Consider the following 12,892-nt stretch of genomic DNA (forward strand, 5'->3'; position numbering starts at 1 on the left):
ATGTTTGAAATATTTATCAGACGCCCTATCTTATCGGGCGTGATCTCGGTGGTAATTGTCTTCTTGGGATTGCTGGCGATCAACTCCTTGCCGATCACCCAATTCCCGGATATCGTGCCCCCATCCGTTACCGTTACCGCCCGTTATACCGGAGCGAACGCCGACGTGATGGCGAAAACGGTGGCGACCCCGCTGGAGCGTGCTATCAACGGCGTGCCCGGAATGACCTATATGACCTCTGTTTGTACGAACGACGGTATGTCCTTGACTACGATCTATTTCAAGGTCGGTACCGACCCGGACGTAGCTTCCGTGAATGTGCAGAACCGTGTGACCACCGTGCTGGATGAGCTTCCGGAAGAGGTGATCCGTGCCGGCGTGATTACGGAGAAGGAGGTAAACAGTATGTTGATGTACCTGAACATCATGAGCTCGGATAGTACCCATACGGAGAAATTCGTATATAACTTTGCCGATATCAATATCTTGCGTGAGTTGAAGCGCATCGATGGCGTGGGATTCGTGGAGATCATGGGTAGCCGCGACTATGCGATGCGTGTATGGCTGAACCCGAACCGGTTGGCGGCTTATAATATGTCGCCGCAAGAGGTTACGGAGGCGATCCGCTCGCAGAATATCGAGGCGGCGCCGGGTAAGACGGGTATCAGCTCCGACAAGATCCCGCAGCAATTGCAATACGTCTTGCAGTATAGCGGTAAGTTCAGCACGCCGGAGGAATATGGCGAGATCGTCTTGAAAGCCCTGCCGGACGGTTCCGTGCTTCGCCTGAAAGACGTGGCTACGATCGAGTTTGATTCCGAGGATTATAATATGATCTCCATGACGGACGGAAAGCCCTCGGCCTCTATCATGATCAAGCAGCGTCCGGGCTCGAACGCCCGTGAGGTGATCCAGCAGATCAAGGCGAAGATGGAGGAATTGAAGGAAACGACGTTTGCCCCGGGTATGGAATATAATATCTCGTACGACGTATCCCGTTTCTTGGACGCTTCCATATCGGTCGTGCTCAAGACCTTGCTGGAGGCGTTTATCTTGGTATTTATCGTGGTGTATCTTTTCTTGCAGGATTTCCGGTCTACGTTGATACCCGCTATCGCCGTTCCGGTATCGTTGATCGGTACGTTCTTCTTTATGCAGATGCTGGGTTTCTCGATCAATATGCTGACTTTGTTCGCCTTGGTGCTTGCTATCGGTATCGTGGTGGATAACGCGATCGTGGTGGTAGAGGCGGTCCACGTGAAGATGCACAACGAGAAGCTGCCCCCGTTGAAGGCGACGAAAAAGGCGATCGGTGAGATCGGAGGGGCGATTATCGCTATTACGCTGGTGATGTCCGCCGTGTTTATCCCGGTCGGTTTCATGGATGGTACGGTGGGTATCTTCTATCGCCAGTTCTCGTTGACGCTTGCCGTGGCGATCGTGATCTCCGGTGTGAACGCCTTGACGTTGTCTCCGGCTCTTTGCGCCTTGTTGCTGAAACCGGTATCCCACTCGAAGAAGCAAAAGAAAAATCTGCTGGCTCGTTTCTTTGATGGGTTCAATAGCCGTTATGATTTCTTGGAGCGTCGTTACCGCTTGAATTTAAGATGGTTCTTGAACCGTCGGATGCTGACGTACGCAACCTTGATCCTTTTCTGTCTGGCCACGTGGGGCATGACGTTCGTGTTGCCTTCCGGCTTTATCCCGAACGAGGACCAAGGTATGATCTATGTGAACGTAGACGCACCTCCCGGAGCTACCTTGGAGCGTTCGGAAGCTGCCTTGAACAAGGTGCAAGCGGCTTTGTTGCCGTTGGAAGAGGTGGAGACGATCTCTACCTTGGCCGGCTATAGCTTGATGACCGAGACGGAGGGTGCCAGCTTCGGTATGGGTATGATTAACCTAACCCCTTGGGATCAACGGGAGCAGACGGCGGCGGAGTTGATGAGTGTGTATGCCGATCGTGTCGCCCATATCAAGGATGCGGACATCCAGTTCTTCCTGCCGCCTACGGTTCCGGGATTCGGTAACGCAAGTGGCTTCGAGCTTCGTCTGCAAGATAAGACCGCCGGTACGTTCGCCGAGCTGGATGAGGTTGCCAAGAACTTCGTGGCGAAGCTGAACGCTGATCCTCGCCTGACCGGTGTCACTTCCGGCTTCAACCCGAATTTCCCGCAATATCTGCTCCGGGTGGATTTGGCGAAGGCGGCTAAGTTGGGCATCAACGTGAACGAGTCCATGGAAACCTTGCAATCCTATGTAGGTAGCTTCTACTCCTCCAACTTCGTCCGTTTCGGCCAGATGTATAAGGTCATGTTGCAAGCGGCGCCGGAGTATCGTATGAATCCGGAGGATTTGTTCAGCCTGTATGCTAAGAATAAGGAGGGGAATATGGTGCCTTACTCCAACTTCATGACGATGGAGCGTGTGTATGGTCCGAGCCAGATTACCCGTTACAACCTGTTTACCTCGGCCATGATTACCGGCGAGGCCGCCCCGGGTGTCAGCTCGGGTGAGGCGTTGGCGGCTGTTGAGGAGATCGCTTCCGAGGTATTGCCTCGTGGTTATGATACCGAATGGTCCGGTGTGGCGAAGGAGGAGAAAGAGTCCGGTGGGCAAACGTTGGTGATTTTCGCTATTTGTTTGGCATTCGTCTATCTGTTGCTTGCCGCCCAATACGAGAGCTTATTGCTTCCGCTTCCGGTCATCCTGTCGCTTCCGGCGGGTGTGTTCGGCTCGTTCTTCTTGCTGTACGTGGTAGGTCTGGAGAATAACATCTATGCGCAGGTGGCGTTGGTGATGTTGATTGGTTTGCTGGGAAAGAACGCGATCTTGATTATCGAGGTGGCGAACCAGTGCCGTAAGGAAGGTATCAGCGTGATGGGGGCCGCTATTCAAGGGGCTACCAGTCGTTTACGCCCGATCTTGATGACCTCCTTCGCTTTTATTAGTGGCTTGATTCCGTTGACGATCGCCTCGGGAGCCGGTGCCTTGGGGAACCGTTCGATCGGTACGGCGGCGGCCGGAGGTATGTTGATCGGTACGTTTGTCGGTATCTTCTTGATCCCGGGGCTTTACGTGATCTTCGAGTCGCTGGCTACTTATTTTAAAAAGAGAAAAGAGAAAGAGCAAATTAAAGAAGACGAGTATGTGTATTGATAAGATGAGATATATAATGATAGGCTGCGCCTTGGCTCTGATTGCTTTGGCCGGTTGTAAGACTCCCGAGCTATCGATGGACGAGCGGATCTCGCTTCCGGAATCCGGCGAGATGGGAATGAACGACACTACGTTCGTGAAACCGCTGTCGTGGGATGTCTTTTTCCAAGATACCTTATTGCGAGGCTATGTGGATGTGGCTTTACGCAATAACCATTCCTTCCGGCAGAGCATGGAGCGCATCGCCATGAGCCGCGCGGCCTTGCAACGGGCGAAAGGGCTTTTGCTGCCGGACGTGAATTTGAACATCGGAGCCTCCGTGAACCGTTTCGGTGAATATACGATGGATGGTGTGGGGAATAGCGAGACAAACGTGCCTTCTTTGCCAAAAGATAAGCATATACCGGACCCTTACCGGGATTTCGGCTTGAGCTTGAGCTTTCAATGGGAAGCGGATATCTGGGGCAAACTGACCCGGAAGAAGCAGGCCGCCGCCGCTCGCTGGATGGCTTCCGTGGAGGCTACCCGTTTTGCCCAGTCGATGTTGATCTCCGATTTGGCGATTCAATATTATGAGTTGATCGGCTTGGACCGGCGTAAGGAGGTGTTGCGGAACGCGCTGGCCAGTGCCCGTCGTTCCCATGAGCTGACCCGCCAGTTGAAGAAGGAAGGGGCGGAGACGCAGTTGGCGGTCGATCAGTTTTATGCCCGTGTGCTGTCGATCGAGAGTAAGTTGCTGGAAAACGATCAGTTGATCGGTGAGAAGGAGCGGGCGATCGCCTGCCTGTTGGGTGTTTTCCCCTTCGAGATTCGCCGGATGGGATTCGATGAGTTGCGTAAGTTACCGGTTCCCTTGTCGGAAGGGATTCCGGCAAACCTCTTGACATTGCGTCCGGATGTACGTTCCGCCGAGATGGGGTTGATCGCCTCCAAGGCGGATGTGATAGCGGCGAAGGCGGCTTTCTATCCCTCGTTGGTGCTTGGCGCCAGTGGTGGTTTCAATGCGTTTGATGTGGGTAAGTGGTTTCATTCTCCGGCCTCTTTGGTGTACGACTTGGCGGCGGGTATCACGGCTCCTATCTTCCGCCGCAATGAGATCCGTTCGATGTGGAACGAGGCGAAGGCTTCCCAGCGTATCGCTTTATCCCAATACCACGAGACCGCTTTGAACGCTTACACCGAGGTGCTCGATCTCTATTGCGCCAGCCAGACCCAAACGGAGCGTATCCGCTTGAAAGAGAAAGAATCCCTTGCCCACCAACGTTCCGTGGTGAATGCCGGCGAGATGTTCCAATTAAGCTATACCGGTTTCTTGGAGGTTCTTTCCGCCGAGGAGCGTTATCTGGATAGCGAGCTGGAGCATATCGATATCGTCACCGATTTATGCCGGAAGAAGATATTGCTGTACCGGGCGTTGGGAGGCGGTTGTTGATTTTTATCGTGACGCTATTGTTATTGTACTGCAACCCGCATTGCAGTGTTACTGCACGCCGGTTGCAGTAGCGCTGCACGTGCGTCGCAGTACTACTGCAATACGGGTTGCAGTGAATACTTGATATCGTATGCCTTTGGCTACGTTGCGATAAATCTTGGGAAGATGTGCTCTTTTCTGAAAAGAAGTGCTTATCTTTGAGGCTTATTGTTATCTTATAGTCTAGGCCATTATGAAATATCTGACTCTACTCGTGTTTTTAGGAATCTCGTTGTTGTGCGAAGCCCAGCAAGATTCGATCGTCCCTTTTGAGAAAGCTTATAAGCGTACCTATAATATCCGGAAAGTATCGGGAGTGAAACCTACGATCGACGGTAAGTTGGATGAGGACTTTTGGACGAAGCAAGGCGAATGGTCGGATCGTTTCGTACAGATTATCCCTTATGAGCGGGCGATCACTCAATCCCCGACCCGGGTAAAACTTTTCTATGATGATAAATATATCTATGTAGGTGTATATTGCAAGGACGCCGTGCCGGATAAGATGAATCGTTTTATCGGGAACCGGGATGATAATAGTCTGGGCGATTTGATCAGCGTCGCTTTCGACACCTACCATGATTATCGTGCGGCACCGGAATTCAATATCAATCTAGGAGGAAATAAGACGGATCTGGTCGTAACGGATAAGTTGAACGTCAACCTTAGCTGGAACGCCGTTTGGGAAGGACGAACGAATATCAACCGGGCGGATTCCAGTTGGACCGCCGAGCTGCGTATCCCGTTCAGCCAGTTGCGTTATAACCAGCGATCGGAGGATGGCGTTTGGGGCTTGCATGTACGCCGTATCATCCGTAGGAATAACGAGGTGCAAAATTGGAGCATGATCCCCTTGAAGAATAACGGACATGTCTTTTCGTTCGGAAACATGAGCGGCATGGACTCTGTTCCCAAGCCTCGCGGCATCGAGTTCTTGCCGTATGTAATGGGTAAATACAGGCAGGAACCCCGGATAGACGGCAGCCCTTATCAAAAAGGGCATAGCTGGGGAGGAAACGTGGGCTTGGACGCTAAGTTCGCCCTCTCGGATTATACGTTGGATATGACGATCAATCCGGATTACGGACAAGTGGAGTTGGACCCCTCCGTAATGAACCTTACGGCTTACGAGACGTTTTACGATGAGAAACGCCCCTTCTTCTTGGAAGGAAAACATATCTTGGATTTTGCGAACGGTAGCGATATGATGTTTTATACCCGTAGGATCGGCGCCTCTCCCTCTTATACGCCACGGGGTATAGACAACGTAGGCAGTTATGCCGAGACGAAAGAGAATGTGCCGATTATCGGTGCGTTGAAACTGACGGGTACGAATAAACGGGGCTTGACGATCGGAGTGATCGAGAGTGTAACGGCACGTTCCTCCTCCAAGGTTACCCGTAACGGGGTGGAGGATGTGGAAGTCGTGGAGCCTTTGACAAACTATACCGTGGCCCGTGTGCAAAAGAACTGGAAGGGGAATACCTTGCTGGGCGGTATGGTGACCTCGGTAAACCGTGCCTTGGATCAGCCTTATCTGGAGGATTTCATGGTGCGTAACGCTTTCACGGCGGGTATTGATTTTACCCAGTATTTCAAGAATCGCCTTTATTATATAGATGTAAAGGGAATGTTGAGTTCCTTGCATGGTAGCGCCGGAGCGATCACGGCCTTGCAGAATAGCGTGGCGCATTATTATCAAAGGGCTTCCTCCGCCGATTATCTGGGGGTGGATCCTACTCGTCGCTCCCTGACCGGAACGGGCGGTTATGTGAAAGTGGGACGGAAAGGAAACGCCAAATGGAACTTCTCGGAGACCTTTACTTGGTCGTCACCCGGTTTCGACTTGAATGATATGGGATATATGAAGGAAACGGATTATCTGATGAATGAGACGGAGATCATGTATCGGCAGACCGATATCTGGAAAATATTCCGGTACAACGCCTTTACCCTGTCGCAAAAGAATATGTGGAATTACGGCGGTACTCCTTTTAGCAACAACGCTTCCTTGCGTTGGCAAAGTATGACGATGAACCGGTATGAGTGGGATGTCAAGGAAACCTTTGCTTGGAATTGGCTGGATAGCCGCTTGCTGCGAGGGGGACCGGATGTTCGCTTCGGTTCTTATTTCTTAACTTCCGCTAAGTTCAATACCGATAAGGCGAAACGAATGATGTTCATGCTCAAATACGAGGGCGATCATAATTTCGAGGGAAATCGCTTCAATACGATCTCGCCGAGCTTGACATTCCGCTTGGGAAACCATGTCTATTTGTCCGGTCAACTGGATTATGCGTGGAATACGGATGAGATGCAATATGTGGCTACGACGAGTCCGCTTAGCTCGAGTAGCTTGACCCCTTATTATTATGTCATGGGCCACATGGATCAGAAGACCTATGGCCTCACGCTGAAATTACAAGTGAACGTGACCCCCGATATTTCCATTCAATTCTATGGCGCCCCGTTCACCTCCATCGCTAAATACGATGATTTTAAATTAGCGGCGGATACGAAGTCGCATACCTTTGAGAACCGTTTCCAACGTATTGATCCGGATCATTTAACTTATGCGGATGGAGTCTATACCATCGGGGAGGGAGCTGGGCAGATGCCTTTCAGGAACCCTGATTTTAGGTTTAACGAGTTTCGTTCCAACTTGGTAGCCCGCTGGGAATACTTGCCCGGCTCCACGCTTTATTTCGTATGGGAACACCGGATGTCCAACCGGGACAACTGGTATTCCTCCGGCTGGGGAAGTAATCTGGATCGTATGTGGGGACTCCCCGCTACAAATACGTTCATGATCAAAATGAATTATTGGTTCAACTTGTAAATATGAGTGAGATTCATTAGTTTTGTATATTGATAAAGATATAATAAGATATGGAAGAGAAGAAAAGATTGACTCGTTCGAATAATAAGATGATAGGTGGCGTTTGTGCCGGTCTTGCGGAATACTTGGATATCGATCCGACGATCGTACGGATCGTATGGGTATTGATGGTTCTTTTCGCCGGATTTGGTATACTGTTATACGTTATCTTGTGGTTGGTAATGCCTAAACAACAGATCGGGTAAAGGATGAATTTTGAAATATCGTCTTCGTTCAGTCCCACGGGTGACCAACCCGAGGCGATTGCGGCGTTGTCGGAAGGGATCAAGAGTGGTGTCCCTTTCCAAACTCTTTTAGGTGTTACCGGTTCCGGTAAGACGTTTACGATCGCTAACGTGATAAAGGAAGTTCAGAGACCAACCTTGATACTCAGTCATAATAAGACGCTTGCCGCCCAGTTGTACAGTGAGTTTAAAGCGTTTTTCCCCAATAACGCGGTAGAGTACTTTGTCTCTTATTATGATTATTACCAACCGGAGGCCTATCTACCTTCTACCGATACCTATATAGAGAAAGACTTGGCGATCAATGAGGAGATCGATAAGCTGCGTTTGAGGGCTACGGCTTCCTTATTGTCGGGTCGTAAGGACGTGATCGTGGTCTCATCCGTATCCTGCTTGTATGGTATGGCGGATCCTACGGCTTTCGCCGAGAAAGTGACGCATCTGGAACGGGGTATGCGTATCGACCGGGATAAGTTGTTGCGCCGGTTTGTAGACGCCCTGTACGTGAATAATAAGCTGGAGTTCAAAAGCGGCTGTTTCCGTGTGAATGGCGATACGGTGGATATCTTCCCAGCGATCGAGACTTTCGACGGTATGGCGTATCGTATCGAGTTCTGGGATGATGAGATAGACCGCATCTCCTCTTTCAATCCGTTGACAGGCGAGGAGTATGATGAGCAGGATGAGTTGAATATTTATCCTACTAATTTATTCGTGACCACCCAAGATCGTATAAATATGGCGATTGGCCAGATCGATGTGGATTTGGGTACGCAGGTGAATCTCTTGAAGGAGATCGGTAAGCCCTTTGAGGCGAAACGCCTGTATGAACGTGTCACTTTTGATCTGGAAATGATCCGGGAGCTAGGGCATTGCTCGGGTATCGAGAACTATTCCCGCTATTTCGACGGACGCGCGGCGGGAGATCGTCCTTTCTGCCTGTTGGACTATTTCCCGAAAGACTTCATGCTAGTCGTAGACGAGAGCCATGTGACGATCCCGCAGATTCGTGCGATGTATGGCGGGGATTATGCCCGGAAGAAAAACTTGGTGGAGTATGGTTTCCGTTTGCCCTCGGCGATGGATAACCGTCCGCTTACCTTCGATGAGTTCGAGTCGTTGACGCCTCTAGGTATTTATGTGAGCGCTACTCCCGCCGATTACGAGTTGATAAAGAGCGAGGGAGTGGTGGTGGAGCAGGTGATACGTCCGACAGGCCTGCTGGACCCGATTATCGATGTCCGTCCTTCATTAAACCAAATCGACGACTTGATGGAGGAGATCACGCAGCGCTCGGCAAAAGACGAACGAGTCTTGGTGACTACGTTGACCAAGCGTATGGCGGAAGAGCTGACTACGTATATGACCCGCATGGGGGTACGATGCAACTATATACATAGCGATGTAGATACCTTGGAACGTGTACAGATTATGGACGACCTGCGGAATGGCCTGTTTGATGTGCTGATCGGTGTCAATCTGCTACGCGAGGGGCTGGATTTACCGGAAGTCTCGTTGGTCGCTATCTTGGATGCGGATAAGGAAGGCTTTTTGCGTTCCCACCGATCCTTGACGCAGACAGCTGGACGTGCCGCCCGAAACGTGAACGGAAAGGTTATCTTCTATGCCGATAAGATCACGGCGAGTATGCGACAGACCATGGACGAGACCAATCGCCGGCGGGAGAAACAGATGGCTTATAACGAGGCGCATGGCATTACTCCGAAGCAAGTCATGAAAAACAGTGTATCCATGCTTGCCGAGAAACAACAAACGGCGGAACCTTACGCTTATATAGAGCCGGAACCAAGCTTGGTAGCGGACCCGGTCGTGCAATACATGAACCGTACGCAGCTTGAGAAGGCGATCGAGCGGACTCGCAAACAGATGACAGAGGCGGCGAAGAAACTGGATTTCATCGAGGCTGCCCAATTCCGTGACGAGCTGGTGAAATTGGAGGATTTACTGAAAACGAAAAAGGATTAGCTTATGAGAAGGGGAATGCTACTGCTCGGTTTTTGGATGTGTGTATGTATGGTGTTTTTAGTGAACGCCCAAGAGCATACATCCCGTAAATTGTATTGTACGGATGAGGATCGTGCTATTTTTGATCGGTATTGTACTCAGATGGAGCCTAAGAAGTCGTTACCCCTAGACGAGCTAATGATCCATACCGCCCTTTTCTTCCGGGGGACTCCTTATGTCGCCTCTACCTTGGAAAAGGAGCCGGAGGGCTTGGTGGTCAATCTGCGGGAACTGGATTGCACCACATTCGCAGAGACCGTATTGGCTTTATCCCGTACCCTGCGAGAGGAAAAAACTACCTTTGAGAACTTCTGTGAGAATCTACAACGGCTCCGGTACAGAGAGGGTACGATAGGGGATTACACAGATCGTTTGCATTATATGACGGACTGGTTCTATGAGAATGAGCGAAAAGGAATCGTGAAAGATATGGGGAGGGAAATCGGTGGTGCCTCCCTACCTTTGGATTTATCTTTTATCTCTACGCATCCGGATAGCTATAAGCAACTGAAGAACCATCCGGAAAGAGTTCGAAGGATGGCTGATAAGGAAAAGGAGATAAACCTACGTCCTCATTATTATGTGCCTAAACAGGAGATCGAGAAATGTTCGTCCGGAATCAAGAATGGCGATATCCTCTGTTTTGTTACTTCTATCAAGGGGCTGGACGTGACGCATGTCGGGATCGCCTATTGGAAGGATGGACAACTGACATTTATCCATGCCTCTTCTTCCGCTAAAAAGGTAATCATCCAAGCATCCTCCTTACGAGATTACGCCGAGGGGATAAAGAGCTGTAAAGGGATATCGGTAGCCCGCCCACTATCGATTCATTGAAATAACTCGAAGGCAAACTTGAATCCCATGCTTTGGTAATGCCAGCGATCGAATCCGGCGAATATCCCGATATTAAAGATATGGTTCCCTATCCCGTATCCGACTTCCGTATAGCTAGGCAAGACCGGTGTCCATAGCTGGCTCCAATAAAAGCGTTCGGAGAGGATATAGCGTGAGGCCGTTTGCATGAACTTTTTCGTGGAGTTGATGCGGAGAACCTTAAATAAGATAAAAGGGCTTTCATACATGAAATGTGCTTGTATATACTTATCGGAGGCATTGAACCACTCGCCTTTCAGTAGATTGAAGACTCCGCCAATCTGATCATCCCACGTATCGGGGAAATTCCTGCGGGTGAAATACCTAAAGTCTGCGAAATAGGTGGACTTCTGTTGTGTATAAAGACCGGCGCTGATATGATAGTTCAATCGTCTGCACAGGCCAAGCATAAGGCTTTGATGCACGTCTGCCTCTATACGTCCGTAATCTCCTGAGCTTTTCCCGACTCCGGGGATACCTCTCGCTATTTCGATTGATATCGTGGGATAGTAAGAATAGACATACTCCTTCCGGTATCCGTCCATGCGATAATATTGGCGGGGGGTATAGGAGAAACCGAGCGTGGGCGTAAAGTCATTATAATTTTGGCTGAGTATTTCCTCTACATCATCCCCGGGATCGATCTCCACTCTCTTTTTAGAGGGGATACGCCGGTGGTAAGTGATACCCGTCGTTAATTGAAACCCATTGAATAACTCGATGGAGTTTTTTATTTCCGCATAGTAATGCTTGAAATACTCAAGGTTTAAATCATCGAAATTGAAGGTGGAATCCTTCAATTCCTCATTGATCTTTTGGGTGATCTCGGAAGAATAACTCTCATTACTGTTTCCTACTTCTACCGATAAGATTCCCCGTTTCTGCGGCGAGTATTCCCAATCGCCTCCGACCTTGAAAAATATCTGCTTGCGCTTGAATACGTAACCAATCTCCGGACGGAAACGAATCTGTTTGTCACGGGCGAATGTCTTGCTGATACGGAATCGCTGTTTGTAAGTGATGCCGTTACGGGCGGAATAACCCAATTGGAACGGATTTAGAAAGCCGGAATATTTAATACGGGTCGTTTTATAATCCATATTGACCGTATTCGTCAACTGCTCCGTTAGTTTAACGTACTTCTGGAGATCATCGGCCGTATCGATTTTACTTATATTCTGCTCTTGGGCTTTACTGTATAAGTGGGCTTCATCCGGACTCAAGGGATTGTCACGATGGATATTCCAATACGTGGAATCCCTGATAATAGGAACCGTATCGGACGAGAGTTTGTAATAATTGGTCAGGTCCAAGGATTTCCACTTATGGCTTTCGTTGTCCTCCTCCACCCATTCCACTTCCTGATACTTAAAGGAAGAATGGTAGGTGGTTGCCACCGCGTTTCCCAATACCCTGTATCGGAGGAATAGATCCGCCTTCTCGGGCAGGATGAACCGCCTGAAATCCCGTCCGTAGCTCATGACTAGGTTGAATTCGGCGAAAGAGTAACGACCGTTCATATCGATCTTATCGATCGTCCATGACTGGTCGATGACATATAGATCCCCGCATACCAATTTCTGGCTCCATTGCTTCGGCAGGAAACGGATTTTGTAAATCGTCAAGCCGTTGATAGTTTCCAGCCCTTCCAAATTGAACGTATAAAACTTAAAAGCGTTGCTAGCTATCGGCATGAAGATAGCATCATCGTAAGCGGTAGGGGAGTATACGTTCAAATTCAAGAAGGCCAAGGCCTCCTGCTGCTTTTTCCCGTTGGGTATGCTGTTTCCGTTGACCGCCTTTAGATCGTGAAGATAGTTCTGCGGAGCGTTAAATTTAGATTGGCTGACCATCTCAAAAAGCATATCCTTATTTTTTCGGTCGATAGGGAAGATATGGTGGGCGAGACGTATTAACATATTTTGTTTTAAAATTTCTGTACGTCCTTTGATATAGATCTCAGCCTCATATTTCGATACCGTATTTTGGTATTGGGTTGCCTTTTCGATAACAAGGTGCATGATCGAGTCCGCCCGTTCTCTCGTTTCTCGATTCCCCTTGCCAAAAGACAGGATCTTATCACTATAAGTATCAGTGCTCTTCGCAAAAATACTTATAGAGATTAAAATCAAGGTAAGTATCGAATATAACTTTTTCAACGATTTTACATTCTTTCCAGACAAACATAATGAATAAATTTCAGTTTAGACGTGAAAGAAAGTAAAATGTTACAATATG

At 49.3% G+C, this 12,892-nt stretch carries 7 protein-coding genes; 6 read left to right on the plus strand and 1 reads right to left on the minus strand.

What is annotated here, in order from left to right:
* The 6 genes from D7V92_RS09045 (at position 1) to D7V92_RS09070 (ending at position 10,615) form a co-directional block, all read left to right on the plus strand.
* The gene (locus D7V92_RS09045; RefSeq protein WP_121772730.1) at positions 1 to 3,159 is read left to right on the plus strand and encodes an efflux RND transporter permease subunit; all 3,159 of its coding nucleotides are present in this window, start codon (positions 1 to 3) and stop codon (positions 3,157 to 3,159) included.
* Positions 3,149 to 4,591 carry an efflux transporter outer membrane subunit gene (locus D7V92_RS09050; protein WP_121772731.1) on the plus strand — a complete coding sequence of 481 codons (1,443 nt, stop codon included), beginning with the start codon at positions 3,149 to 3,151 and terminating at the stop codon, positions 4,589 to 4,591. The genes D7V92_RS09045 and D7V92_RS09050 overlap by 11 nt, the downstream gene beginning before the upstream one ends.
* Before the next feature lie 232 nt (positions 4,592 to 4,823).
* The gene (locus D7V92_RS09055; RefSeq protein WP_121772732.1) at positions 4,824 to 7,469 is read left to right on the plus strand and encodes a DUF5916 domain-containing protein; all 2,646 of its coding nucleotides are present in this window, start codon (positions 4,824 to 4,826) and stop codon (positions 7,467 to 7,469) included.
* A 50-nt stretch (positions 7,470 to 7,519) separates the two neighbouring features.
* Positions 7,520 to 7,714, plus strand: coding sequence for a PspC domain-containing protein (locus tag D7V92_RS09060; RefSeq protein ID WP_121772733.1), 195 nt, complete (start codon positions 7,520 to 7,522; stop codon positions 7,712 to 7,714).
* A gap of 3 nt (positions 7,715 to 7,717) precedes the next feature.
* Positions 7,718 to 9,739, plus strand: coding sequence for an excinuclease ABC subunit UvrB (gene uvrB, locus D7V92_RS09065; protein ID WP_121772734.1), 2,022 nt, complete (start codon positions 7,718 to 7,720; stop codon positions 9,737 to 9,739).
* Between the two features lie 3 nt (positions 9,740 to 9,742).
* Entirely contained in the window at positions 9,743 to 10,615 is an 873-nt protein-coding gene (locus tag D7V92_RS09070; protein ID WP_121772735.1) for an N-acetylmuramoyl-L-alanine amidase-like domain-containing protein, read from the plus strand.
* On the opposite strand, the gene D7V92_RS09075 is transcribed toward D7V92_RS09070, so the two are convergent.
* Positions 10,609 to 12,813 (minus strand): DUF5686 family protein, encoded by a 2,205-nt coding sequence (locus tag D7V92_RS09075; protein WP_121772736.1) that lies wholly within the window; start codon positions 12,811 to 12,813, stop codon positions 10,609 to 10,611. The two genes, D7V92_RS09070 and D7V92_RS09075, sit on opposite strands and share 7 nt — an antisense overlap.
* Positions 12,814 to 12,892 lie beyond the last annotated feature (79 nt).

Source organism: Parabacteroides sp. CH2-D42-20 (assembly GCF_003670185.1).
In the GTDB taxonomy this organism is placed as follows: Bacteria; Bacteroidota; Bacteroidia; order Bacteroidales; family Tannerellaceae; genus Parabacteroides; species Parabacteroides distasonis.